Origin of the sequence: Sediminibacillus sp. JSM 1682029, assembly GCF_041366435.1 — a bacterium.
Taxonomy (GTDB): Bacteria; Bacillota; Bacilli; order Bacillales; family Amphibacillaceae; genus Sediminibacillus; species Sediminibacillus terrae.
On sequence record NZ_JBEWYY010000006.1, the window covers coordinates 135,117 to 161,600 of the forward strand.

The following is a 26,484-nucleotide window of genomic DNA, read 5'->3' on the forward strand; positions in this document are numbered from 1 at the left end:
CTTTTTACCAAAACCATGATTTCAGCTTTATATTTTCATAGATATCCTTGTAAAGATTGTTGATTTCCGTAAGATCGGATTGATTCTTCTCAAATCGCCGGATCAGTGCCTGGTTCGCCTTCCCGTCAAAATTATGTTCTAGTTTACCAATGATATCCCTGTGTTTTTCAGAAAGAGGCTGGACCTTATAACATCGGGCAAGGTATTGCTTGTAGAACTCCACTTTTGCTTCCAAATCGCTTTTGATGCGGTTCTTCAACTCATTCTCTTGCCTTTTCGTTTCTAAATAATTTTCCCACCAGTCCGCTATATTCGTTTCTTTCATTGCATCCACCACTTTTCTTCTTGTATTGCATTATTGGATTTTTAACCATTGGGCTAGCAGCTGATCCACCTGGGTAAAATCCTTGCTCATTTTTTCCATGTTATAAGCAATATCCCCTGTGTCCAAATGGGACCTTTGAAGTTTTGCCAGCAGGTCTTCCAATTCATCGATTTCAAGTAACATCGGTATTCCTTCTGGTCCAATCTCTGTCAAATCACGAAAGGCTTCTTCCACGTGGGAAGGGTTCAACTTATCATATTCACCATAGCCTACCATATTTATGTACTTACTCTTCAACTCTGTCATCGTTGCCAGGTAGTCGTCGAGAAAATGTGTCACAGCCTTTCTTGTCACTGCTATTTGGTGCTCACTGTCCTTCAGCTCTGTCACGTAACTATCCATTAAACTCGCCTGGATACGGATAGGAAAATCCGATACGCCACTATTTTTCAGAGCTAAAGGCGACATTTTTAATTGATCTTGAATCTTTTCATCATATAAGAGACTTGGCAGAAAATAGCCGTTTTCATCATACATGCTGTTGTCCATATAATTCTTGATGCCATGGCTAGATAACCCCCAGCCGCCAGGCGCAGGATCCCCCATATAATAAACGGAACCAACGGAATTTTTATAATAGGTCCCTACAGAATCATCAGGGTAGGTGTAAGAAATGATGTTATCTTTAAATTCTCCATTTAGAGCTCGCTTTTGATTTTCATCGGACAGTAAATCAAAAATATCGGCAGCAGCGAAGGTAATAGCATGCGAATCGTACTTTACCGCATAGTATTGAGCAAGACCGCCGCCTAACGAGTGGCCGACAAAGGTAATGTTGTTGGCCCCAAATTGCTTTACATATTTATTGACGACGTTATCCGCTTCGGTAAATTGGTTTTTGTTGGTGTATGTGATGGATTTATCATGGGGATTTAACTTAGCTGTACCAGCAAGAAGCGCAGCATCTTGTGAGGGGCTTGCTATATAAGGTGTTTTTCGATATTCCTTTTTGCTATAATTGGAATTACCAAGGACGATACCTTCCACATCTTCTTTCACATCTTTTGCGAATTCAGAAAAGTCCGTGTCTTTCGTTTCATAAATCAGTTTGCCATCTTTTAACTTCGCCCCTCCGCCAGCTCCTGCCAACCTTGCATCCTGTGAGGGGGAACCAACATATTTTTGTTCGACTTGTTTCGTGGTAGTGGTCGGAAGTTCTGTTCCACGGAAACTGATAACTACCTCTTCTGTCTCGGGATTTTGCAGGACATAACCGTGAAGGCCGGTGTCTTTGTCAGTGATGGTTTCGATCGTTTTCCAAACCTCTCTTCGTCTAGGAAAACCAACTATAACTTCCGAGATTTTATCATAAGATTGTTCTGCAATTTTAGAAGCAGTTTTATCAGTTATCAGAGAATCTTTCATTATCCTCACCCTTTTTAAAGTTATCAATTAAATTTCAAGTAATTAAGGATGTGCGAAACATGAAAATATTTACTTTTTTTATAATTATTATAGAGTCTATTATACTATTAGGAGGTTGTAATGTGAATACTAATAAAAGCAACTTCGATGAGCAAACGATTAATCAAGCTAAAGAAACAGCTGAGAGTTTCTTAAGAAATAATTATGAAAACATCCAGACAATAGAATTTAGCGAGGAATATAGTAATCCGATGGGTGGGTTGATGATTAGGGGAACAGTAAATGAGCAGGAGGACGCAAACTTTTCAATTGATATTGATATTGATTCGGGGGATAAATTGCAAGTAGGCAGTATAGGGAAAGGAAAGGACTTTCCAGAAGAAAAAGAAGAGTGTAAAGAGAAATTTTGTGATTATTAATTAAGGTTGGTTTTCATGATGCATAAGTATCTTATTACTTTTTTGTTGAGCACTTTACTGCTTATAGGATGTAATGCGAATTCACCGAATGGAGATTACGATCAAGAAACAATATCTAAAGCTAAAGAATCAGCTAAAAGTTTTATTGAAAATAACTACGAAGGAATTCATTCTATTGAACTGGAAGAGCCATACCAAGCATCTATGGGAAGCATGACAGTAGATGGAACGGTAAATGGAGAAGTCGGATTCTCGATTAGTCTAAACAAGGATTTCACGGTATCCAGAATTGGGGAAAACGAAGGATTTCCGGAAGAAAAAGAAGAATGTGAAGAAAAAACATGTGATTACTAATTTAAGGATGGTATTTTCCGTGTGGAAGTTTCTTTTTGTATTAACCACTATCATGTGTGTTGGATGTAATTCGTCTAATCCGTATAACGAAAACACAATCTCTCAAGCTAAAAAAAACTGCTGAAAGCTATATTGAAAACAACTATAAAGGTGTGGAATCCATAAAATTTGAAGAACCCTATCAAAGCCCCATGGGAGCTTTGTCGATTGATGGGAAAGTAAATGGTAAAAGTGGTTTCTCCATAACATTAAATGAGAATCTTACAGTAGCCGGAATCAGTATAGAAGAAGGATTCCCAGCTGAAAAAGAAGCGTGCGCAGAGAAAGTTTGTGATTATTAATGAAGGATGGTAATTGCTGTGTGGAAGTTTCTTTTTGTGTTAACAACGCTCATGTGTGTTGGATGTAATTCGTCTAATCCATATGACGAAAACACAATCTCTCAAGCTAAAGAAACTGCTGAAAGCTACCTTAAAAATAATTTTGAAAGCATTCATACGATAACGTTTAGCGAGGATTATAGTAACCCAATGGGAGGCTTAATGATTAGAGGGATAGTGAATGAAAATGAAAAAGCAAACTTTTCCATCGATATTGACATTGATTCATCTCAGAATAAATTTTATGTAGGGAGCATTGGAAAAGGAAAGGAATTCCCTGAACGGAAAGATGAATGCAAGGAAAAAAGTTGTGATTACTAACTCAAGGCAGGTATCCATCATGCAACAGTATCTTTTCATTGCTTTGCTGACAATTACAATGCTGGCAGGATGCGTTGGAAAAACGAATAGCAACTTTGATGAGGAAACCGTCAATAAAGCTAGAGATACTGTGGAAAGTTATTTATATAATAACTATGAAAACATTCGTACGGTAGAGTTTAGTGATGATCTAAGCGACCCGATGGGGGGATTAATGATTCGCGGCACTGTCAATGGAAATGCTGGTTTCTCTGCAAGTGTCGATCCACAAGAATTTACGGTGAATAGCCTTGGCGAAAAAAAAGGCTTTCCTAAAGTAAAAGATGAATGCAAAGAAAAGGTTTGTGGTTATTAATGAGAACTAGCGTTTTATCCCTCCCACGTTAATTTCCTCACTTATGTTAGCACTCTCTTCCCCTGCATGTATTTTATAATATTTGAAGTGCAAGCAATATAAAAAGACCCCGAATTTCGGAAAAAACTTTTTAACGAAATCAGGGTCGTGTCTGCTTTTCTTTAATTAGGCTTTGAATAACGTACTTATAGAGTGAAAGCTGGTAGATATATTCCAGAATCAGTAACGAATTAAAGTAGGTAATCCCACGTCATGCTTCGCTTTTTTCCACCATTCCATTAGAATTCTTACCTTCGAAGTCATCAAGCACTGCCCGCACATCATCTGTTGACTTAGTACTCATCAATTGATTTCTTAATTCACTCGCCCCCCGGAATCCTTTTACATAAATCTTGAAAAAGCGAAGAAGCGGTTTGAAAGGACGCGGCTCGAATTCTTGCGAATATTTGTCATGGAGATCAAGGTGCAGTCTTAACAGATCTAGCAATTCCTTACTACTATGATCTTGGGGTTCCTTTTCAAAGGCAAATGGATTGTTGAAAATACCGCGCCCGATCATGACCCCATCCACATCATATTCTTGTGCGAGCTTCAACCCGGTTTGACGGTCGGGAATATCCCCATTGATCGTCAACAGGGTATCTGGTGCCACTTCGTCGCGAAGTTTCTTGATCTCTGGGATCAGCTCCCAATGGGCATCTACTTTGCTCATTTCCTTCCTCGTACGCAGATGGATGGAAAGATTGACAATGTCCTGTTTGAGCAAGTGTCCTAACCATTCTTTCCACTCGTCTACCTCTGTGTAGCCGAGCCTTGTTTTCACACTTACCGGCAAACCTCCTGCCTTCGCAGCTTGTATGATCTCAGCTGCCACGTCGGGACGGCGGATAAGGCCGCTGCCCTTCCCTTTTGGTGCAACATTTGCTACCGGGCAGCCCATGTTGATATCTATCCCCTTAAACCCTTGCTTCGCCACACCGATACTCGTTTCACGAAACAATTCGGGCTTGTCCCCCCATATGTGGGCAACCATTGGCTGTTCATCTTCTGTAAACGTCAAACGCCCGCGCACACTTTGGTTTCCCTCTGGGTGACAATAACTCTCTGTATTTGTAAACTCTGTAAAGAACACATCAGGTCTGGCTGCTTCACTCACCACATGACGAAAAACAACATCTGTCACATCTTCCATTGGTGCCAGTACAAAAAATGGCCGTGGTAAATCGCGCCAAAAATTATCTGTCATTTTTAATTCCATTCCTCTCATCACGGGATACCAAAATACATCCTTATCCCCAAAATAAAAAAGCAAAATGGCTTTGCTCCCTTTACACTTATACCATGGTTAAGCACACTTTATCAAACAGTAAAAGCTAATTAGTTAAAACTTCCCAATCTTGCAGATGATTAGATAAACCTTCCTATTTTTCAGAAGATTGTTGTTTTTTGTAATAAGTTGGGTTAGGATGGTGATGTAGGGATTTATTACCAAAAAAGAGGAGGACGAAGGATGAAAAAGTTGTTAGGAGTACTTCTTATTGCTTTCTTGGCCATTCCACTATTACCGGCCGATAAAGCATCTGCAGCACCTGCGCCTGAATTGACAAATGTCCAAATATTCGGGGTTACTTCGGACGCAGCCAATTATGTATGGGAAGATGTTAACTTCAACCAGCAAAGCGCTGTGAATCCGATGGGGGGAGAAACGGGGTATCTGGCCGTCTATGTAGAAGGCACGATACAACAAGGTACATTCCGCGTTTACAATAATGGGAATAATATCACCTCCCAAACCTTTAAAGCCTTAGATGATGAATACGTAACCGACAGCGGCAATAATGTGATAGGCACAATCAAGTATGTTGGCTTTCCGTTATCCGCCGTTTCAAGTGGAAGATTCACCATTTCCGCAAACAACTACTACCCGCCAAACAATACACTGTATGAAAATCTATATATTGAAGTAGAATAGGAGTTTTAAGACATGAGAATTACCCCCGATAACACACAATTCGCCGCTTACAGCCGTCTGACGGTTTCCGCTCATTTGCGGAACCAATTACGTGATGGTACAAGTATGCGTGAACAACAGGAAGATTTATCTTTTTCTAAGTTTCAGGAACTGCTGGACGATGAAAAAGTTGTGAATCAAAAGAATGTTAGAGAGATGTCCGACTTTCATCGGAGTGCTTTGGAAACACAAATGAATTATACAGATAACCCACGACGCACCCAGGAAGTGAAAGGTATCATGGAAAAAGCGTTCGCTTTAGGATTGGTGGATGAAGATAATACGCTGATCAATAAGTTTGACCAAAAAGCCTGATACCAGGAAGGAACTACGAAACAGCCTTTTCTCTTAGGAGAAGGCTGTTTTTTTATGTTACTTCCTATTCATAATATGACCCCGAGTCCGCATTAACAAACTCAGGGCCGACAACCAAAATTATTTTTTTAAGCGAATCTCCGCCACTGCTTCGATATGCCCGGTTTGCGGGAACATGTCGACTGGCTGTACCTGTTTGGTTTCGTAACCGCCGTCTTCCAGGATGCGCAGATCCCTTGCAAGGGTGGATGGATTGCAGGATACGTAGACGATCCGCTCCGGTTTCATGGTGACCATTGCTTCAAGCAAAGCTTCGTCGCAGCCTTTTCGTGGCGGGTCGACGACGATGACATCCGGACGCAGTCCCTGCGCAGTCCACCATGGCATGACCTTTTCCGCTTCTCCTACATAGAATTCTGCATTCTCGATGTGGTTCAGCTTTGCGTTTTTCTTGGCATCCGCAATCGCTTCCTGAACGATTTCCACCCCGTAAACCTTCTTGGCCTGCTGAGCGAGGAACAAGGATATCGTGCCGATTCCGCAATAAGCGTCCACGACGGTTTCGCCGCCGGTCAACGCTGCATATTCCAAGGCGGTATCATATAGACGTTTTGTTTGCGGAGGATTCACCTGATAAAAAGATCGTGCCGAGATGGCGAATTTAATGTCGCCGATAGTATCATAAATGTACTCATTCCCCCACAATACCTTGGTATCTTTTCCAAAGATGACATTGGTCTTCTTTTTATTGACGTTATGCACTATCGACTTGACGTGCGGATAAGTCTCGTGAATTTCCTTGACGAGTTCCTCCTGATGGGGAAGTTCTTCCGTCCTGGTAATCAGGACGATCATGGTTTCGCCGGTTTCCTGTCCGGTCCGTACCATGATATGGCGAAGTACTCCTTTATCGCTTTCCTCCTCATAGGCGGAGATTCCCAGTCGATCGGCCATACGGCGGACGACTTCCACCATCCGATCATTGACTTCATCCTGGATGACGCAGCGGTCCATGCCTTCAATGATTTTGTGACTGCGTTTTTGATAAAAACCGGTAATCAATTCTCCATCGCGTTCTCCGACAGGAATCTGCACTTTATTTCGATAACGCCATGGATCTTCCATGCCCAAAACTGGATGAACCGGCACATCCTCCAAGTGGGCGATTTTTCGCAGGGCATTCTTCACTTGATTTTGTTTCATTTCCAGCTGCAGCGCGTAACTCATATGTTGCAGCTGACAGCCTCCGCACTGGACATATACGTCACATGGCGGCTCTACTCGTTCCGGGCTGACTTCTTTTATATCCAACAACTTACCGAATCCGAAGTTTTTATTGACTTTGACAACCTTCACTTTTGCTGTTTCCCCGGGAAGTGCATACGGAACAAAAAGTGGGTAGCCTTCCACTTTTCCGACACCTGCCCCTTCATGCGTCAGATCCTGGAACGAAAGCTCGATCGTCTGATTCTTTTTTACAGGCGGCTTTTGTTTAGCCATAACTATCATCGTCCTTCTTGTCAATTGCTGACAAAAGTTTACCACATATAGGGACGGAAAGGAAATATCTATTCACAAACTGACATTTCCGGTAATTTCCCGGGAAATATTTGCCTTTTCGACAACTCTTTTCAGTCCTGTTGTCATTTGTTTGGAGCATTCTTTAATGGTAGAAAGACAACAAAAAAACGCACAGACGAAATGTCGTGCGTCTTTTATCATGAATTTTCCAGTCTAGCTTGCTTCTTGGCCTCTTCTTTTTCAATGAAAGTTTCTGGCACAAAATATTCTATATGTCGATAGAGATTGACGAACTCTCCTGGGAGATCGCCGCCATATTCCCCATCGACATTGAGCTGCATCTTTTCTTCCGTGTGCACCTTGATCCGGTTGGCCCGGGCATGGAAAAGAAGCGAGTCTTCCAAATGGGCGCCACGCAATGCCAGGGTGGCAATACGGATAAACTCGGCAATGTTGGCTTTTTTCAGTATCAGCAAATCGAACATGCCATCATCCATCGTTGCACCGGGGGCCAATTTTTCGAATCCGCCAACCGAATTGGTATTGGCCACCAAAAAAAGCATGATTTCATCTTCGAAGATTTTCCCATCATACTCGATGGTTACTTTGGTCGGCCGCAAAGACGGCAGCATTTCCATTCCTTTTAAATAGTAGGCCAGCTGGCCAAGGACAGTCTTGAGTTTACTCGGCACTTCGTAGGAAAGCTCAGTCAGCTTTCCACCCCCGGCAATATTCATGAAGTACTGATCATTGACCTGGCCAATGTCGAGAGCTTTCACCCGGTCTGCCAGGATAACGTCCACCGCTTTAGAAATATTGCGTGGAATGTGCAACGCACGCGCCAAATCATTTGTGGTTCCGACTGGAATGATACCGAGTTTCGGCCGAAAATCATTGCCGGCGATGCCGTTGACCACTTCGTTGATCGTACCGTCTCCGCCAGCGGCTATGACGATATCGAATCTGCGATCGACAGCTGTCTGGGCAGCTTTTGTGGCATCTCCCGCACAGGTGGTGGCATGGGCAGATGCTTCGTAACCTGCTTGTTCAAGCGATTGTAAAACGCCGGGAAGTTCTTTTTTAAAGGCTTCTCGACCTGATGTTGGATTGTAAATAATACGGGCCCTTTTCATAAGGTCTCCCCCTGTTCCATCTATCATTACAGGCAGCTGTAACTATGTCAGTGCCTTACTGAAAAAAAACAAAGACAAGCACTTTTGCTAGTCCATCTTCCATCATAGCCCTTTTCCGTCGGTTTGAAAAGTTTTTTTCCATCATTCGGTGAAGGAATAAAGACACATCCTGTCTGAAGGCTTGGAACGCCTGCTTTCCAATCGATAAAAGAAAAAAGGGTGGCTCCCATTAGAAGCCATCCCCCTTTTTTCGTGCTAGCGCTTATCCATTTCTTCTTTCAAAATCTTGTTGACCATTGGAGGGTTTGCCTGGCCTTTGGTGGCTTTCATCACCTGGCCGACCAGGAATCCGAGCGCCCGGTCTTTTCCGTTCTTATAATCGATGATCGACTGCTCATTTTCATCGAGTATGCCGGTGACGATTTCTTTCAGCTGGCCTTCATCAGATATTTGTACCAGCCCTTTGTCTTTGACGATTTGCTCAGGATCGCCGCCTTTTTCAACCAACTCGGCAAAGACTTTTTTGGCGATTTTTGAAGAAATCGTTCCATCCTCGATCAGCTTGATCATTTTCGCAAGTCCTTCCGGTGTCAGCGCTAAATCATGCAGTTCCTCCTGTTTCTTGTTCATATAGGCTGACACTTCTCCCATCAGCCAGTTGGAAGCCTGTTTCATGTCCGCCCCTTGTTGAATGGTTTCTTCAAAGAAATCGGACATTTCCTTGGTGCCGGTCAAAACCATGGCATCATATGGAGGGAGCTCGAGTTCATGAATATACCGCTGTTTCCGTGCATCCGGCAATTCGGGTATCTCTGCACGGACGCGCTCTTTCCAAGCCTCATCGATATAAAGTGGTACCAAGTCAGGCTCTGGGAAGTAACGATAATCATCCGAACCTTCCTTTACCCGCATTAAAATGGTTTCTTTTGACTGTTCATCGTAACGCCTTGTTTCCTGCAAAATTTCTCCGCCGGAAAGCAACACTTTTTGCTGGCGTTTTTCTTCAAATTCCAACCCTTTTTGGACAAAGGAGAAGGAGTTCAAATTTTTCAATTCGGTCTTTGTCCCGAATTCTTCCTGACCGATAGGTCGGATGGATAAGTTGGCGTCACAGCGCAACGAGCCTTCTTCCATTTTACAGTCGGAAACACCGGTATATTGAATGATGTTTTTCAGCTTTTCCAAATAAGCATACGCCTCTTCCGGCGAACGCAAATCCGGTTCAGAGACGATTTCGATCAATGGAGTACCCTGGCGATTGTAGTCGACCAGTGAGTAACCGTCGTCACTGTGTGTGAGCTTACCGGCATCTTCCTCCAGGTGTAGCCGGGTAATGCCGATTTTTTTCTTCTGACCGTCCACTTCGATCTCGATCCAGCCATGTTCGCCGATCGGCTGATCGAACTGGGAGATTTGATAAGCTTTCGGATTATCCGGATAGAAATAGTTTTTCCGGTCGAATTTAGTGTCGGTGGCAATTTCACAGTTCAGGGCCATCGCCGCTTTCATCGCGAAGTTCACTGCCTCCTCATTGAGGACCGGCAATACCCCTGGATACCCTAAATCAATCGGATTGACATTGCTGTTCGGATCAGCACCGAAATGATTGAAGCTCGGGCTGAATATTTTGGAATCTGTTTTCAACTCGACATGGACTTCCAAGCCGATGATCGTTTCAAAATTCATTAGTTGGCACCTCCCAATTCAGGCTGTTTTTTATGGTGGTCGGTTGCCTGCTCGAATGCATATGCGGTCCGCAGCATGGTAGCTTCGTCAAAGTGCTTGCCGATGATTTGCAGTCCGATCGGCAGGCCATCACTGGAGAATCCGCACGGTACGGACATGCCCGGAACTCCGGCAAGGTTGACAGGAATGGTCAAAATATCGTTCGTGTACATGGTTAGTGGATCATCGATGATTTCTCCCACTTTGAAAGCAGGGGTAGGCGTCGTCGGTCCGACTATCACATCATAATCCTCGAACACTTTTTCAAAATCATTTTTTATCAGCGTACGGACTTTCTGTGCCTTTTTGTAGTAAGCATCATAGTAGCCAGAGCTCAATGCAAAAGTTCCAAGCATGATCCGGCGCTTCACTTCATCGCCGAAGCCTTCACTGCGGGAACGCTTGAACATGTCCATCATGTTATCTGCCTGTTGGGAACGGACACCGTAACGAACACCGTCAAAGCGGGCCAGGTTGGCAGACGCTTCAGAAGATGATAAAAGGTAGTATGCGGCTACTGCATAGCGTGAGTGCGGAAGGGAGACTTCTTCCCATGTGGCACCTAAATCTTCATATACCTTCAAAGCCTCGAGAACTGCTTGCTTTACTTCCGGATTGACCCCTTCGCTTAAGTATTCAGAAGGGACAGCTATTTTCAATCCTTTGACTCCCTGGTCGAGAGTTTCCGTATAATCCGGAATCTCGATATCAGCGGAAGTGGCATCCATCGGGTCATGCCCGACAATAGCCTGCAACAGATGGGCGTTGTCTTCCACCGTCCGAGTAATCGGACCGATTTGATCCAGGGATGAGGCGAAAGCCACTAAACCAAACCGGGATACGAGTCCATAAGTCGGTTTCGATCCGACCACACCACAAAAGGCTGCCGGTTGACGAATCGAACCGCCTGTATCGGAACCAAGGGAGAAAAATACTTCTTTCGCTGCAACGGCTGCTGCGGACCCGCCGCTCGAACCCCCCGGCACATAATCAGTATTCCACGGATTTCGTGTGGCGGAATAGCTCGAGTTTTCATTGGATGATCCCATGGCAAATTCGTCCATATTCAATTTTCCGATGGTGACGGTATTCTCTTTCTGCAGTTTCTCGACTACTGTAGCGTCGTATAACGGATCGGTAAAATTATCGAGGAATTGGCTGGCACACGTAGTGCGCAGACCTTTGGTCACAATGTTGTCTTTAATGCCGATCGGCAGCCCGTATAACAAGGAACGGGCATCTCCATCCTGCTTATCGAGCTCTTCCGCCCTGGCTTTTGCCTTTTCTTCATCAAGCGTCAAAAATGCTTTGACCTGATCATCGACAGCGTTGATTCGATTATATGATTCCGCAACCAAATCACTGACGGTGATTTCCTTGTTATGTAGCTTGTCCTGTAACTGTTTTAGCGTATAATCAAAAAGCGACATGCTTTGTAAACCTCCCTATTCAAGTATTGATGGGACACGGAATTGCCCATCCTGTTTGTCCGGTGCATTCTTCAATGCATCTTCTTTCTCGATCCACTTTCTAGGCTCATCCTTGCGCATTACATTTTTCAAATCCAATACATGGGTTGTCGGTTCTACATCATCCGTATTCAATTCATTCAGACTTTCAGCATAATGGATAATATCATCCAATTGTTTCGTCATTTTTTCGACTTCTTCCTCGCTGATCGCCAGCCGGGCCAGATGGGCCACATGCCTTACCTGTTCCTTCGAGATGTTGGACATCTCAGTCACCTCCGCTTGTTTTATTCGTCTAGGACAAGAGCTCAAGCGCCTGTATAAGGAGTACAGGCTAAATCCGCCACGTCCTGTGGCAACGCCTGCATGATCCAAATCCTGCGGGCCTCCGACAAGCTTAACAGCCATGACGTGGGAAATTTTGCCACACAGAGGGTGGGCTTAAGACGCTGGCGCTGGAGCTGGACTTGGCTGTTTCAGCCAATCATTTTCCATAGACAATTAAATTTATCATTTCCTTTACAATAAAAAAGGTTCTCCGTTGTTTCTCGGTTGGATAAGCTACCTGTCACGAATAGAAGCAATATTTATGATAATAGCAAAAATACCGGAACATTGGCAACTTGTACAACAGCCGCCACTTGCTATTTTACCATGTTTGAGCAGCTTGCTGAAATGGAATGGTCCCAATCCTTTCCAAAGAAAAAGCATAAGCAAAGCTCCTTTGCACCGAAAGGTCAACTTCCTGACAAATGGAAAAGGAGCCCTTCCCAATGGAAGGACTCCTTCGCTTTTATTAATAGTGAGATTTTGCTTCATCGAATTCTGCTTCTGCCTCTGGATGCGGTTTACCGGCCATACTGACCAGTACCGATACAATAAGGTTGAGCAAGAAGCCAGGGACGATTTCATATAAGTCGAAAATGCCGCCCTCTAAGAAGTCTCCCCAGATGACCACGGTAATCGCACCGACGATAATGCCGGCAAGGGCACCATTTCTGGTAATTCCTTTCCAGAACAAGGAAAGCAGGATAATCGGACCGAATGCTGCACCGAATCCAGCCCAAGCATAACTAACCAGTTCCAGTACAGAACTATCCGGATTGGAAGCAACAAATGTGGCAATCAAGGCAATCGCAATAACTGCAGCCCGACCAACCCATACCAGTTCACGCTCGCTGGCATTCTTGCGCAGAATCGCTTTGTAAAAGTCCTCTGCCACTGCTGAAGAAGAAACAAGCAATTGTGAATCAATCGTACTCATGATTGCAGAAAGAATTGCCGCCAACAGAATACCGGCGATAATCGGATCGAACAAGATTTGCGAGAATGCAATGAATATTTTTTCCGAGTCAGCCAGCATCTGCACGCCATTTTCACTGGTCACTTCAATGCCGAATTGCGACAGCATCCCAACATCCTGTGTGTTGATAAACGCTAATCCGGCAAGACCAGTGAACACTGCTCCATATAAACCTAGAATCATCCACGTGGTACCGATAAACTTGGCCATCGGTACATCCTTCGGTGAACGAAGCGCCATAAAACGGGTAATGATGTGCGGCTGGCCGAAGTAACCAAGTCCCCATGCAAACGAAGAAAGGATGGAGATGATTCCTACACCAGCTACCATATTCAAGTGGCTCGGTTCGATTTGGCCGACAGCATCGATTGTAGCATCCCAGCCACCAATGACGAAGATGGCACGAATCGGCACGACTATCAGGGCCAGGAACATTAAAATCCCTTGTATAAAGTCGGTCCAGCTTACTGCCAGGAACCCGCCAAGGAATGTATAAGACACAATGACGACTGCACCGATCCACAGTGCTTGATTGTAGGATAGTCCAAACGATGCTTCAAACAGCTTCGCGCCTCCTACCATACCGGATGATGTGTAAAAAGTGAAGAAAACTAAAATAACAATTGCTGAAATCACACGCAAAATGTGGGATGAATCGCGGAAACGATTTTCCAGGAAATCCGGAATCGTGATGGAATTGTTGGATACTTCGGTGTAAACGCGTAAACGCTTGGCGACAAACTGCCAGTTCAAATAGGCGCCGATTGCCAGTCCAACTGCCATCCAGCCTTCAGCAAGCCCTGTAGCATAAATGGCTCCCGGCAAACCTAATAACAACCAACTACTCATGTCCGAAGCACCGGCACTCAATGCGGCTACTCCAGGCCCAAGCCTTCTGCCTCCAAGTACGTAATCTGATAAATCATTCGTTAAACGATATGAAATGACTCCGATTAACAGCATACCGATCAGGTATACAATAAAAGTTACTAACGTAGCTGTTCCCATGTCTTCCTATTCTCTCCTCTCAGTAAATAACGTGATAATTGATAAAATGATCAAAATTGGCATCGGTACAAATAACCAAAACCAGGTGGCGCCAGTCAGTGCAAAGTCTTCCATGGTTTCTCCTCCTTTTTTTATACATTATGTATGCATTTTCGTTTTTATCATTGAGACAAGGGTAAAAGCGAAAATACAGACACAACCTCTTAACTATAACATACATCATTTTTCAGAACATTGTAAAATTTATCGAAACTCCATTTAGATTAATAAATATGCAATTTTTTGCCGATTTTTGTTTATATTTTGCGATTAGGATAATATCTATTCACCAAAATTAATAAAATTAAATGAACATTCTTTACTGCATCCGGTTCGAACTGTCCTTTTCTTCTGGTATCGTATTTCAAAACACTTCCCCTAATCCTGCTTCACACCTCCAATGACCAATCACTATAAAAAAAGACCCGGAACAGCGTTTATAAAACGCTATCCCGGGCAAGTAAGGTTTAGTAGGTAGTAGTATAATTAAAGCAATATAAAATTGCTTTATTAATAAAATAGTGATTACTTAAAAGATACTTGGTTCTGCCTCATGAGCCAGTTTAATAGAAAAGATACTTGGCTCTGCTTCATGAGTGAGTTCATGAGAAAAAATACTCGGCTCTGCTTCATGAGCGATATCACCTACATTCTCATTTACAAAACTCGCTCCACCAAACACTGTTAATAACAACGCCAAACTTAAAATAAGCTTTTTCAAGTTAATTCCTCCTCATATTCTAATTAGTTGTTCATATGAATAGTTGGCCAGTTTATAATACTCGGTCGCACTTTTATACTTTTTTATATCCTCGAAATGTTTACCAACCATATTTGCATATATGACCAAGTTTGCATAATTCTTCTGTTTTTTTAAATATGGAATAAATTCACCTATCACAAAGCTCTCAAACAACTCATGCTCTTGATCTAATGCATATTTATATGTTCTTAACTCATAGTCAAAAAATTTAAACCTATCCTTATCTATTTCGCTTAACAATTTATTCCCTTCACTTACCATCTTTCTAGCTTCAATATGATTGCGACTTCTATAAAACTCTTTTACCAGAGATGTTATGGATAGTATTCTTTCTTTTAATCCTAAAGCTTCCTCATCTTCAAGAACTTCTTTAAAACAATCAATGGCTTTTTGTGTATCACCTTTAGAAGCATACAAGTGACCTAAGTTAATATTAGTTAGTTGTATCAAATCGTCTTTTTTATTTAATTTAGCCAAATGTTGTGCAAGGTTATAATTTTTAATTGCCTTATCATAAATACGAATCCTTCGATAAGAGATGCCAAGCAATATATGGCATTGTGCACAGCGAATAAAATTATAATTCTTACTATAAGCTTCTAATGCTTTGTTCGCATAATCGATCACTTCTAGTGTATTACGTAACTTACTGTAAGTGACTGCCATAGTGTACTTGAGATCAGCGGCCTCGTCATCCGAAATATCAATTTGATTGGCCTTTTCTTCGGCTAGTTTGTATAAGCGGATCGCCTGACCAAATTCTTCGATGACAGAATTATAATTGCCCTTGAACTTCATCCAGAAATACAGCTGGTAGTTGTCAAAGGTGTTGGATATTTCTTTCAAGTTATTAACCTGCTTCAGAGCTAAATTGACTTCATCCATAATCAAGTAATAACGGATTTTATGGATTTCGAATAAAACTTGGGTGTGGGAATAGTTGTTGTCGATGATTTCCTGCAATTCCTGATACTTATTCGAGATATCCTCTTTGCTGTTGACCTCGAACAACATATCGAACCATTCCTGACACTTTTCTTTCAACATAGTGTCTTCTTCACCCTTGATTTCAACTCCAAGTTTGGTGCAAAGCATGTTGATGACATCTGCACTTGGTTCTGTGCGGCGATTTTCAATCTTGGATAAGTAGGATTCTGAAACAATTCCTTCTGCAAGCTCTTCCTGTGTCATGTTTTGTTTGATTCTATGTAGTTTGATAAAAGGGCCAATTTCCATAGATTGTCCACCTCGTACCTTTAGGGTAAATAACCTATGTTTATAGATGACCGTTAGACCTATTGGACTAATCTATAAATATGGGTTTTTCCTGTAATTCCATAATAACACATTTCATGAAAATTCATATTGGGAAAGTTGAGAGGGTTTTATAGCGATTAAGTGGTTCATAACTTTCCTACTTTCCTAAATAAAGAAACCCAGCCCTTTTGATTGCAAAAGGACTGGGTTTTTCAAAAATTTTAGAGCATTTCCGAAGTTGTTTTCGGCTGCATCAGATGGGACAAATAGTCTGGTCCACCGGCTTTTGAATCAGTTCCGGACATATTGAAGCCTCCAAATGGATGGTAACCGACGATTGCAGCTGTACAACCTCGGTTGAAGTAAAGGTTGCCAACATGGAAATCTTCACGAGCCTGTTCGATATGCTCCCGGTTGTTGGTAATCACTGCACCGGTCAAACCATACTCGGTATTGTTGGCTATTTCGATTGCTTCATCGAAATCTTTTGCTTTCGTAAAGCCTACCACCGGACCGAAAATTTCTTCTTGCATAATCCGGGAATCCGGCGCCAAATCAGCGAAAACAGTAGGGTGGACGAACCATCCTTGGGATTTATCCCCTGTTCCCCCGGCCATCAGCCTTCCTTCCTGTTTGCCGACCTCAATATAATCAAGAATCTTATTATATGCAGCCTCATCGATAACTGGACCCATGTACGTGTCATGACGTGTTGGATCTTGGACGTTCACTTCCTTCGTCTTCTCGACTACACGCGCCAGAAGATCATCATAGATGTCCTCATGAGCCACTACACGGGAACAAGCCGAACATTTTTGGCCTGAGAAACCGAAAGCGGAATAAGTAATCGCATCGGCAGCAAGCTCAAGGTCAGAATTGTCATCGACAATAATGGTATCTTTTCCACCCATTTCGATAATGGATCGTTTCAACCATTTTTGCCCCGGCTGTACAACCGCCGCGCGTTCATAAATCCGGGTTCCGACTTCGCGGGAGCCGGTGAAGTTTATGAATCGAGTACGCGGATGGTCTACTAAATAGTCTCCCACTTCTGAACCGCTTCCAGGAACGAAGTTTACAACACCAGCAGGCATGCCAGCTTCTTCAAGCACTTCCATCAGCTTGTAAGCAATGATCGGTGTCGTACTTGCTGGCTTCAACAACACAGTGTTGCCGGCTACCATAGGTGCTACGGTTGTTCCAGCCATAATCGCGAATAAGAAGTTCCATGGAGAAATGGTGATTCCCACTCCGAGCGGGATATAGTGCAGCCGGTTATTTTCGATTTCACGGCTGTTCACTTCTACGCCATTTTTCATATCAAGCATCTGGCGGCCATAATATTCCATGAAGTCGATTGCTTCAGCCGTATCGGCATCCGCCTCTTTCCATGGTTTTCCGCCTTCTTTTACGAGGTGGGCAGTAAATTCGTGCTTGCGTCTGCGCACGATTGCCGCAGCGCGGAACAGAATGTCAGCACGCATTTCGGGATTGGTTTTCCTCCACCATTCAAATGTTTCATCTGCAACTTTCATTGCTTTTTCTGCAAGGTCCTGATTGGCTTTTGACACATACCCAATCACTTCCGATTTATTCGCAGGATTGTAAGAAACGATTTTTTCCTCGGTAGTAATACGCTCTCCACCAATAATCAGCGGATACTCCTTGCCGAAGTTTTCTTCAGCTTTTTTCAGCTCCGCTTCCAATGCTTTGCGATTTTCTTCAATCGAAAAGTCTGTAAAAGGTTCGTGCTTGTAAGGTGTTACCATGAACATGACCTCCTTATTCTATCAAACATTCTGGCCTGAACATGCTTACTAGATTGTCAGGCGCAACCATTTCCCATTTTAACCGAAAATGTCGCGCAATTCAAACGCTTTCGTACCGTTATTGATAGATATGGACTTCTGGTTCATCCTCGCCCGCATCCCGGGTGATCAGGCTTTCCTGCCGCTGATTGGACATGATGTTGATTTCCAGGTCATAATAATTTTCAAAGGTTTCCATGGCCAACCCATAGACATATTGGGTAAATCCAACCACTTCTGCTTTCCCTTGAAATTCTATCGGAATCTCGATCCTCAATTTTTTCAATTCATCGTCAATATAGAAGCCTTCGCCGATTACTCCCGTATAATTCGGGAAGTATTCACCCACATCCTGTTCAAACGTCTTCATCCGATCGCTTTCTTCGGAATAATTTTCTTTCGCTTCGTCGGAAGGAAACAGAACGTTTTCTTCATCGATCGTTTCCCACTCCCCGAGAGAAGAGGAATTGGCGGACACTTCCGTCTTGGCCACGAATTCACCGGGCACCAGCGCACTGCGCTCTTCTTCCCGATAAAGGGCAATCATGATCGGAATGTTCGGCATGTCCTCCATCCCTCTGACACGCTCCAGGATTTGCTGGGCTATTTTTTTCCCTTCGCTCAGCATCTCTTTCTTGCTGATCTCCTCATAGTAATAAGGGCCGCCGGTTTCCGTCTGGAAGCGGTAGTTCGATTTCAGGGCAATCCCGATCGACATGCCACCCAGTTCCACTGTATTCTCTCCGGTTTTCTGCAAGTAATCCTGTTCCAGAACGTGTGACAAATACCTTGGGTTATTCCGGTACACTTCTTTTTTCGATCCCTTTTCCACTTTCGGATTCAGCTCATCGATCCAGGAGAGTACTGTGTCTTCATCGATTTTTTGCCCTTCCTGAAAGTAAAACTTATCCGGATCAAAGGATTGTTTGGAATGCCTGCGCAAGCCTTCTTCCAATTCCCCGATATCGAGACGGTTGGCGACTTGCTTGACGATCACTCCCCGGGCTTTGCTGACCTTGTAAGGAAGAATTACCTTGTATTCTTCTTCCGTCACATTGTAGCTGGGGATGATGGCCGTTTCCTGGTTGGTATCATCCTGGTTTTCTTCGATGATTTCCTCATCGTTGTCAAAGGATGGCGCACACCCGGCCAATGCCAGGAGTACGCATAACCAAATGACTGCTTTTCTTTTCATTCTGTTCACCCTCACTCTTCCAAGGCTCTCTTCAATTGTTCTTCATCCCAGATTTCTATATCAAGCTCTTTTGCTTTGTCATACTTCGATCCGGCATCTTCCCCGGCAACCAGTAAATCTGTTTTCTTGCTGACGCTCCCTGTCACCTTGCCACCAAGCATCTCGATTTTCTCCTTTGCTTCCGGCCGGGAGAAGGTTTCCATTTTGCCGGTCAGCACGACGGTTTTGCCGGCAAAAACAGAATCCGCGGTTGTCTCTGATTTTTTGATGCCTTTATATTCCATGTTCAAGCCAAGTTCTTTCAGTTCTTCAATCAATTCCTTCACTTGCGGTTTTTGGAAATAACGGACGACAGAATCAGCCATCTTATCGCCGATTTCATATACCGCAGTCAAATCTTCATACTCGGCGGCCTGCAGTCTGTCCATGTGTTCAAATTCTTCAGCCAATGTTCTGGCAGCCTTGGCTCCGACAAAACGGATACCGAGACCGAACAACAGATGTTCTAAAGAATTTTCCTTCGATACCTCTATTGCCTTCAACAAGTTGTCGACCGACTTTTCACCCATTCGTTCCAGCTTTAACAGCTCATCGCGTTCTAGTTTATATATATCGGAAATATGGTGCACGAGGTTTTCATCGAATAACTGCTCGATCACCTTTTCCCCCAAGCCGTCGATATTCATGGCATTGCGGGAAACGAAGTGAATCAGCCCTTCTTTCAACTGCGCCGGACAGTTAGGATTGATGCAGCGCAATGCCACCTCTTCTTCGAGACGGACCAGTCCGCTTCCGCAGGCTGGACATTGATCGGGCATATGGAATTCCTGTTCTTCGCCAGTCCGCTGCTCGTCCACTACTCGGACTACTTCCGGGATGATGTCGCCGGCTTTTTTAATGACGACGGTATCGCCGATCCGGATATCTTTTTCCTTGATCAAGTCTTCGTTGTGCAGCGAAGCCCGTTGTACCGTGGTACCGGCAACCTTGACAGGATCCAAAAGGGCGGTCGGCGTCACGACACCTGTCCGGCCGACACTTAGTTCGATATCGTACAGCCTGGTGACCGCTTCCTCGGCCGGAAATTTGTAGGCAATCGCCCAGCGCGGACTTTTCGCAGTAAAACCAAGCTGTTCCTGGTGGTCGAGACGGTCCACCTTGATCACGATTCCGTCGATGTCATAATCGAGGCTTCCCCGCTTCTCGACCCACTCGTCGACAAATTCGATCACTTCATCGATGTTTTCACACTTGCGCCATTCAGGATTTGTTTTCAAACCGAGCTTCTGCATGTATTCCAGCCGTTCACTATGGGAAGAAAGCGCACCGGCTTCCCACTGACCGACCCCATATAGAAAAATACTGAGATTACGTTTGGCCGCAATTCTCGGATCCAGCTGTCTCAATGAGCCTGCTGCCGCATTGCGCGGATTGGCGAACGGTTCTTCGCCATTCTGTTCTTTCGCTTCGTTCAAAGCGAGAAAAGATTTTTGCGGCATGTATGCTTCACCACGGACTTCGATCGGTTCCTTCTGGCTGATTTTCAGTGGGATACTGCCAATCGTCCGGAGATTGGTGGTTATGTCCTCTCCAACGGTTCCGTTGCCACGGGTCGCCCCTTGAACAAACTTGCCGTCTTCATATTTCAACGAGACAGCCAGCCCGTCGATTTTCAATTCACAAACGTAGGTGACAGCTTCGCCTACCCCTTCCCGGGCCCTGCGGTCGAAAGCACGGAGGTCCTCTTCGTTGAAAGCATTGGCAAGACTGAGCATCGGTACAGCATGCTGGACTTTTTTGAACTCATCGATCGGTTCTCCTCCGACACGCTGTGAAGGAGAATCCGGTGTAACCAATTCAGGAAACTGTCCTTCCAGCTCAAGCAGCTCATGGAGCCGTTTATCGTACTCGGCATCTGGCACACTCGGTTTGTCCAATACATAATATTCATAACCATACTGGTTTAGTTTGTCTCGTAATTCTTCGACTTTTTCTTTGGCTTGTTCCAGATTCATCTCATACACCTCAATTTATTCTTTAGTGATTGGTGCGAACTTTGCCAGAAGCCGCTTGATGCCTGTCGGTGCAGGAAAGGCGATATCCAGTTCCATTGCTTCGCCCTCGCCATGGACTTTGACCACTGTTCCCTGTCCCCACTTTTTGTGGTTGGCTTTATCGCCCGGCTGCCAGCCGATGCTTTCTCCGCCAGTCGTCGCCGGCCGATTGATCTTTTTCGCTGCGCGTTTCGGTGCGGCGAATGGATCTGGTTTAGACTGGGTCGGCCCAAACCCGAATGGCGCTTGTTTGGCCTCTTCCAGTCCTTCCATCAATTCTTCGGGGATTTCATTGATGAAACGGCTGACTGGGTTCATATTGGTACGGCCGAATAGCGTCCGCATTTTGGCATGGGTAAGGAACAACTGCTTCTCGGCCCGGGTAATGCCGACATAAGCAAGACGGCGTTCTTCTTCCATCTCTTCGTCATCCATGATCGAGCGGCTGTGCGGAAAGACGTTCTCCTCCATGCCGATCAGGAAAACGACAGGAAATTCGAGCCCTTTTGCCGCATGCAGCGTCATGAGGACAATTTTGTTATCGCCCATCGGGTCTTCGTCGACCTTGTCGATATCGGCGATCAAAGCCAAATCCGTCAAAAAGGCGATCAAGGTTTTGTCTTCGCTGCTTTCTTCAAAATGCTTGGTTACCGTTTTGAATTCCTCCAGGTTTTCCAGGCGGCTCTGTGCTTCGATACTGCGTTCATTCTTAAGCATTTCTTCATAGCCTGTCCCTTTCAACACCTGTTCAACCATATCGGTGGCGGACAAGAATTCCTGTTGTTTCGTCCAGTTGCGAATCAAGGCACCGAAGTCGGCAAGCGCTTTGGCCGCTTTGGCACTCACACCGGTAAAGTCGACTTCCTGGACGGCTGTGTACAGGGAGATTCCGTGTTCTGCCGCATAAGCCTGCAGCTTTTCCAGAGAGGTTTTCCCGACCCCGCGTTTCGGTTCATTCACGACCCGCGCAAAGCTCAGGTCATCATCCGGATTGGCGATCAGGCGTAGATAAGCAAGCATATCCTTTATTTCTTTTCTGTCGTAGAACTTGGTGCCTCCGACGATTTGATAAGGGAGGTTCGCTTTGACAAACGTTTCCTCGACGGATCGGGATTGCGCATTGGTCCGGTAAAGGACCGCAATGTCTTTGTACGTATATTCACCTGAAGAAACAAATTCTTCTACTTTATCGGCTACGAACAAACCTTCATCCTGCTCTGTTGCTGCCTGATAATAACGGATTCTGCTGCCTTCGTTGTTTTCTGTCCATAAGTTTTTCGGCTTTCTGCCGGAATTGTTTTTGATGACCGTATTGGCAGCATCGAGAATCGATTTGGTGGAACGGTAATTTTGTTCGAGCATGACTGTGGTGGCATTCGGGTAGTCTTTTTCAAAAGACAGGATGTTTTGAATATCCGCACCGCGCCAGCGGTAAATCGATTGGTCGGAGTCCCCGACGACACACAGATTCTGATAGCGGTCTGCCAATTGTTTTACCAAGTAATACTGCGCATGGTTGGTATCCTGGTACTCATCGACATGGATGTATTGGAAACGACGCTGATAGTACTCCAGTACTTCTGGCACACGGTCGAACAAGTTGATCGTCTGCATGATCAGGTCATCAAAATCCAGCGACTGGTTCTTTCTCAACGTCTTCTGATAACGCTCGTAGACTTCCGCGATCTGTTTTTCATAAAAGCTTCCGACTGTTTTGCTGTATTCTTCCGGGGTGACCAGCTCGTTTTTAGCCGAACTGATTGCTCCAAGCATCGCACGCGGTTCGAATTTTTTCGGATCGATATTCAAGTCTTTCAAGATTTGCTTGATGACAGACAACTGGTCGCTGCTGTCGAGAATCGAAAAATTGCTGTTGATGCCGATCCGGTCGATGTCTCTGCGCAGAATCCGAACACACATCGAGTGGAAGGTCGACACCCAAATATTAGCCCCGTCCGGTCCGACGAGCTGATATACCCTTTCTTTCATTTCCCTTGCCGCTTTATTGGTGAACGTGATTGCCAAAATGCTTCGCGGGGAGACTTCTTTTTCTCCAAGCAAATAGGCAATCCGGTGGGTAAGCGCACGAGTTTTCCCACTTCCAGCTCCGGCCATGATCAAAAGCGGTCCTTCCGTATGGGTTACCGCTCTTCTTTGTTCTTCGTTCAATCCTTTCAGCAAGTCATCCATCGTTTGACTCACATGTGACACCACCTTTATTTATTTCCCTTGACTGCTTTGACTGTTTTCAATGCATTTTTCAAGTCCTCGTAGACACTGTTGCCGACGACGACTACGTCTGCTCCTTGTTGTTTCATTTCCTCCGCCTGTCCGGGCGACGAGACGCCGCCGCCATAAAACAACAATGTTTGTTCCAGCTCCCTGCTGACTTTTTCAACGAGCCTGGGGTCTCCATATGTTCCGCTGTATTCCAGATAAAAAATCGGCAAATGGAACATGTTCTCCGCCATTTGCGCATACGCCACGACATCTTCTTCGGACGGAACAAAGCTGTCGGTCGCCTGAAAAGCCTTGGCTTCCTCATTTAGGATACAGTATCCTTCGACAAACATTTCATTCCAGTCGATGACCTCGCCGTATTCCTTGACAGCCTGGTGCTGCAGATCAAGCATCCATTTCTTGTCGCGACTGTTGAGCACCATCGGTATATAATAGAAATCAAAGCCCGGGGTGATTGCTTCCAAGTTGGAAACCTCCAAAACGACAGGAACCGTAAAACGGCGGATTCTCCCCAACAGATTCAGGACGTTATCCAGGGTGACATTGTCGGTGCCGCCGACAATCACTGCGTCGGTGCCCGATTCGCATATCTGCTCCAATGCTTCTTCCGATATTTCCTTATCGGGATCCAGCTTGAAAACATGCTCCCATTGCTTCATATCATACATTCAACAACTACCTCCATCCGGAGCCGGCCACGGCCCGGCTGCTAAAAAATGAGCCTCTGATGGCACAGAGGTTCTAATATATCTCCATCTAATCATTATACCAAAAAACAAGCAATGAAAAGAGTGAAAAATGCATGAAGTTTTTAGGTGCCGGGGCCTGACCCCCAACATGCCGCACTGGTAGCGCGACGCAGTGTTATCATGTTGGGGGTCAGGCCCCAAAAAAAACCGCTTGGATTGTTTCCAAGCGGTTTTCTGCTTTTCCCCTTCCTGAGCAGGGGCTATTTTTGCGCTATGAGGATGTATACCTTGTCGGTCGGTTTCAGCTTCTTTATGACGCTGAAACCCGCCATCACCATTTCTTGTTCCATATCTTTGACGGAAATCCGCGGATGGTGATTGTTGCCGGATTCCTCCTTTTCCAGTTCTACACATACAAAATATCCTCCAGGCCTGAGTACTTTTCTAATTTGCTGCAAGGATTTGGATAACGGATCGATTTCATGAAGAACCAGCGATGCAAGGGCAATGTCCACCGAAACATGAGGCAATGGTATATCATCGATATTCGCATTTATCGTCCGGACATCCGTCAAACCGTATTCTTTCGCCTTGGATTCGATCATCTCCAACATATCAGGGTCTAAATCCAATGCATAAACCGGTCCACCAGTCGCCTTAGCCGCCGGAATCGTCAAATAACCAGTTCCGGCACCTACATCCAAAATAACGTCTCCCTGTTTGATGGGAATCATGCTCAATAGTTGTTCTGGCGGTATATCCCCTCTTTTGTCCGGGTTCTCGAGGAATTCCATTTTTCTCGCCAATCGTTCCTTTTTCGTCCGTTCATCATGCTTATGTTTTTCCATTAAATTTTCTCCTCCTTTTTCTCAATACGTGAGATCGTTTTTAAAAATCTTCGTTCACTAAATCAGCTACTACGCCAATCGCTGTTCTACTCCCTTCGCTTGCGGCAATAACCAGTTGGGCAGGAGCGACGAGTGCATTATCCCCACATGCATATACCCCTTCGACCTCCGTACGTCCAAAATCATCTGTTTCTATTCCACCCATTGTGTTCAACGAACACCCTAAACTTTCTATTAATGAGGATGCCTGCTTGAGCTCGCTAGCAACAAAGCCTCCTTCCCTTTCCAGCTCCTCCCCTTCCTTGAACCTGATTTTTTCTAACTGACCCTTGTCACCTTGAAAACTTTCTATTTCGTTGTCGATGATCCGGATATTTTTCTTCGATAACAATGCTTTCTGTTCTGCTGTGAAAGGAGTTTTTCCATTCGTACAAACCACCAGGTCCTTACTCCAGTTAGCTATCAATTTCACCCCATGCATGGCACGCTCATCTTCTGCCACGACAACTAGTGGACGGTCTCTTAGTTCCCACCCATCACAAAACGGACAACTGAACAAACTAGTCCCGTAAAATTCATGAATTCCCTCGATATCAGGCAAGACTTCAGTAAGTCCTGTGGCCAGAATAACCTTTCTGGACCGATAATGGTCGCCATCGCCTGTTTGTACCAAGAAGGACCCGTCTTCTTTTTGAATAGCTGTCACGAGCTGATTCCGGATTTCAAGACTCGGGTACTCCTTCAAATCTTCCCTGGCAAGCCGTTTGAATTCGGATGGTTTGATCCTATCTCGGGTAATGAAACCATGTGATTCGTACGTGACTGCATTTCTTGGTTTGTCTTCGTCGAACAGAACAATATTCTTTTTTGCCCTGGCAAGGACAAGCGATGCATTCAAACCCGCCGGTCCCCCTCCAACAATTACACAATCCAACAACATATTGCTTCCTCCTTTTATAAAGTATATTAAAGACTCTTAATATCTATAATTAAAACAAAAAAATTAATGGGAATGGTTTACCCTGTTTTTCTCTTCTCTTTTGGCTTCCATTTGTTTGGCGATTTCACTTATATATTTTTTGTCTAATTCTTCTCTCAATTTTTCTTCCGCATCGATCATCACATTTTCAATCATACATTCTCCATTACGGGATTCCTGGTGTTCCATGGAGCAACTGAACAGCGTTGTCATCCCTTCAATTGCCTGTATTACATCCAAAAAAGAAATTTCGCTTGAATTCCTTGCGATACTGTAGCCGCCTTTTACACCCGGAGTCGACTCAATCAAACCCGCTTTTACCAGTTTGGTCAGGATTTTGGACAAGTATGTCGGAGACAAGTCTTGTGCCTTCGCCAACTGATCTACGCCAACCGTTTTCCCTCTGGGCGCCGACATCAAATATACCATGGTGTGTAAGGCATAATTGGTCGCTCTCGAATATTTCATGCACGCTCCTCCTTTCTCTGTATATTAAGGACCTTTAATGTCTTTAATTAGTTTATACCTTATGGAATCAAAATGCAAA

Annotated in this window: 26 protein-coding genes; 7 read left to right on the forward strand and 19 right to left on the reverse strand. The window is 44.5% G+C overall.

The annotated features are described in order from the left end of the window. Positions 1-4 precede the first annotated feature (4 nt). Positions 5-325, reverse strand: a complete 321-nt coding sequence (locus ABVF09_RS11885; protein ID WP_110943264.1) for a hypothetical protein — start codon at positions 323-325, stop codon at positions 5-7. Between the two features lie 30 nt (positions 326-355). After that, positions 356-1,750: an alpha/beta fold hydrolase gene (locus tag ABVF09_RS11890; RefSeq protein WP_371069274.1), complete on the reverse strand. Its 1,395-nt coding sequence runs from the start codon at positions 1,748-1,750 to the stop codon at positions 356-358. A gap of 122 nt (positions 1,751-1,872) precedes the next feature. Here ABVF09_RS11890 and ABVF09_RS11895 point away from each other — a divergent pair, with 122 nt between their 5' ends. The 5 genes from ABVF09_RS11895 to ABVF09_RS11915 are packed head-to-tail and all read left to right on the forward strand — an operon-like array spanning position 1,873 to position 3,579. After that, positions 1,873-2,169, forward strand: coding sequence for a DUF1433 domain-containing protein (locus tag ABVF09_RS11895; RefSeq protein ID WP_161629524.1), 297 nt, complete (start codon positions 1,873-1,875; stop codon positions 2,167-2,169). A 15-nt stretch (positions 2,170-2,184) separates the two neighbouring features. Further along, entirely contained in the window at positions 2,185-2,523 is a 339-nt protein-coding gene (locus ABVF09_RS11900) for a hypothetical protein (protein WP_026569259.1), read from the forward strand. Between the two features lie 59 nt (positions 2,524-2,582). Then, positions 2,583-2,864, forward strand: coding sequence for a DUF1433 domain-containing protein (locus tag ABVF09_RS11905; RefSeq protein ID WP_371069275.1), 282 nt, complete (start codon positions 2,583-2,585; stop codon positions 2,862-2,864). A gap of 18 nt (positions 2,865-2,882) precedes the next feature. After that, positions 2,883-3,224 carry a DUF1433 domain-containing protein gene (locus tag ABVF09_RS11910; protein WP_371069276.1) on the forward strand — a complete coding sequence of 114 codons (342 nt, stop codon included), beginning with the start codon at positions 2,883-2,885 and terminating at the stop codon, positions 3,222-3,224. A gap of 19 nt (positions 3,225-3,243) precedes the next feature. Continuing rightward, positions 3,244-3,579, forward strand: coding sequence for a hypothetical protein (locus tag ABVF09_RS11915; protein ID WP_371069277.1), 336 nt, complete (start codon positions 3,244-3,246; stop codon positions 3,577-3,579). Positions 3,580-3,829: 250 nt separating this feature from the next. Here ABVF09_RS11915 and ABVF09_RS11920 read toward each other — a convergent pair whose 3' ends face one another. Continuing rightward, entirely contained in the window at positions 3,830-4,825 is a 996-nt protein-coding gene (locus ABVF09_RS11920) for a tRNA dihydrouridine synthase (protein WP_152525491.1), read from the reverse strand. A gap of 264 nt (positions 4,826-5,089) precedes the next feature. Between ABVF09_RS11920 and ABVF09_RS11925 the strand changes: the two genes are divergently transcribed. Both ABVF09_RS11925 and ABVF09_RS11930 read left to right on the forward strand, forming a co-directional pair. Next, entirely contained in the window at positions 5,090-5,551 is a 462-nt protein-coding gene (locus tag ABVF09_RS11925) for a DUF4879 domain-containing protein (RefSeq protein WP_026569252.1), read from the forward strand. A 12-nt stretch (positions 5,552-5,563) separates the two neighbouring features. Further along, a complete protein-coding gene (locus tag ABVF09_RS11930; protein ID WP_026569251.1) occupies positions 5,564-5,905 on the forward strand; it encodes a hypothetical protein in 342 nt (113 codons plus the stop codon). A gap of 120 nt (positions 5,906-6,025) precedes the next feature. Here ABVF09_RS11930 and rlmD read toward each other — a convergent pair whose 3' ends face one another. From rlmD to ABVF09_RS12010, 16 genes are all read right to left on the reverse strand, one after another. Beyond that, a complete protein-coding gene (gene rlmD, locus ABVF09_RS11935; RefSeq protein WP_026569250.1) occupies positions 6,026-7,405 on the reverse strand; it encodes a 23S rRNA (uracil(1939)-C(5))-methyltransferase RlmD in 1,380 nt (459 codons plus the stop codon). A gap of 218 nt (positions 7,406-7,623) precedes the next feature. Continuing rightward, positions 7,624-8,559 carry a diacylglycerol kinase gene (locus ABVF09_RS11940; protein WP_371069278.1) on the reverse strand — a complete coding sequence of 312 codons (936 nt, stop codon included), beginning with the start codon at positions 8,557-8,559 and terminating at the stop codon, positions 7,624-7,626. Positions 8,560-8,814: 255 nt separating this feature from the next. Further along, positions 8,815-10,245, reverse strand: a complete 1,431-nt coding sequence (gene gatB, locus ABVF09_RS11945) for an Asp-tRNA(Asn)/Glu-tRNA(Gln) amidotransferase subunit GatB (RefSeq protein ID WP_371069279.1) — start codon at positions 10,243-10,245, stop codon at positions 8,815-8,817. Continuing rightward, positions 10,245-11,714, reverse strand: a complete 1,470-nt coding sequence (gatA, locus tag ABVF09_RS11950) for an Asp-tRNA(Asn)/Glu-tRNA(Gln) amidotransferase subunit GatA (protein WP_153464363.1) — start codon at positions 11,712-11,714, stop codon at positions 10,245-10,247. Before gatA ends, gatB begins: the two co-directional genes overlap by 1 nt. Positions 11,715-11,729: 15 nt before the next feature. Next, complete coding sequence (gatC, locus tag ABVF09_RS11955) at positions 11,730-12,020, reverse strand: Asp-tRNA(Asn)/Glu-tRNA(Gln) amidotransferase subunit GatC (protein ID WP_026569245.1); 291 nt, start codon at positions 12,018-12,020, stop codon at positions 11,730-11,732. 529 nt (positions 12,021-12,549) lie between these two features. Next, entirely contained in the window at positions 12,550-14,064 is a 1,515-nt protein-coding gene (putP, locus tag ABVF09_RS11960) for a sodium/proline symporter PutP (RefSeq protein WP_026569243.1), read from the reverse strand. A 568-nt stretch (positions 14,065-14,632) separates the two neighbouring features. After that, entirely contained in the window at positions 14,633-14,824 is a 192-nt protein-coding gene (locus ABVF09_RS11965; RefSeq protein ID WP_371069280.1) for a hypothetical protein, read from the reverse strand. A 12-nt stretch (positions 14,825-14,836) separates the two neighbouring features. Continuing rightward, a complete protein-coding gene (locus tag ABVF09_RS11970) occupies positions 14,837-16,102 on the reverse strand; it encodes a helix-turn-helix domain-containing protein (RefSeq protein ID WP_026569241.1) in 1,266 nt (421 codons plus the stop codon). 242 nt (positions 16,103-16,344) lie between these two features. After that, the gene (pruA, locus tag ABVF09_RS11975) at positions 16,345-17,892 is read right to left on the reverse strand and encodes an L-glutamate gamma-semialdehyde dehydrogenase (protein WP_026770812.1); all 1,548 of its coding nucleotides are present in this window, start codon (positions 17,890-17,892) and stop codon (positions 16,345-16,347) included. Positions 17,893-18,010: 118 nt separating this feature from the next. Continuing rightward, positions 18,011-19,126: a CamS family sex pheromone protein gene (locus ABVF09_RS11980; protein ID WP_153464355.1), complete on the reverse strand. Its 1,116-nt coding sequence runs from the start codon at positions 19,124-19,126 to the stop codon at positions 18,011-18,013. Between the two features lie 11 nt (positions 19,127-19,137). After that, positions 19,138-21,141, reverse strand: coding sequence for an NAD-dependent DNA ligase LigA (gene ligA / locus ABVF09_RS11985; RefSeq protein WP_371069281.1), 2,004 nt, complete (start codon positions 21,139-21,141; stop codon positions 19,138-19,140). Between the two features lie 15 nt (positions 21,142-21,156). Beyond that, the gene (pcrA, locus tag ABVF09_RS11990) at positions 21,157-23,370 is read right to left on the reverse strand and encodes a DNA helicase PcrA (protein WP_371069337.1); all 2,214 of its coding nucleotides are present in this window, start codon (positions 23,368-23,370) and stop codon (positions 21,157-21,159) included. A gap of 26 nt (positions 23,371-23,396) precedes the next feature. Then, complete coding sequence (gene pcrB, locus ABVF09_RS11995) at positions 23,397-24,089, reverse strand: heptaprenylglyceryl phosphate synthase (protein WP_026569236.1); 693 nt, start codon at positions 24,087-24,089, stop codon at positions 23,397-23,399. A gap of 281 nt (positions 24,090-24,370) precedes the next feature. Beyond that, on the reverse strand, positions 24,371-24,958 hold the full coding sequence (locus ABVF09_RS12000) for a class I SAM-dependent methyltransferase (RefSeq protein ID WP_371069282.1): 588 nt from the start codon (positions 24,956-24,958) through the stop codon (positions 24,371-24,373). Between the two features lie 40 nt (positions 24,959-24,998). After that, a complete protein-coding gene (locus tag ABVF09_RS12005) occupies positions 24,999-25,898 on the reverse strand; it encodes an NAD(P)/FAD-dependent oxidoreductase (RefSeq protein ID WP_371069283.1) in 900 nt (299 codons plus the stop codon). 63 nt (positions 25,899-25,961) lie between these two features. Then, positions 25,962-26,405 (reverse strand): RrF2 family transcriptional regulator, encoded by a 444-nt coding sequence (locus ABVF09_RS12010; RefSeq protein ID WP_026770817.1) that lies wholly within the window; start codon positions 26,403-26,405, stop codon positions 25,962-25,964. Positions 26,406-26,484: the final 79 nt, after the last annotated feature.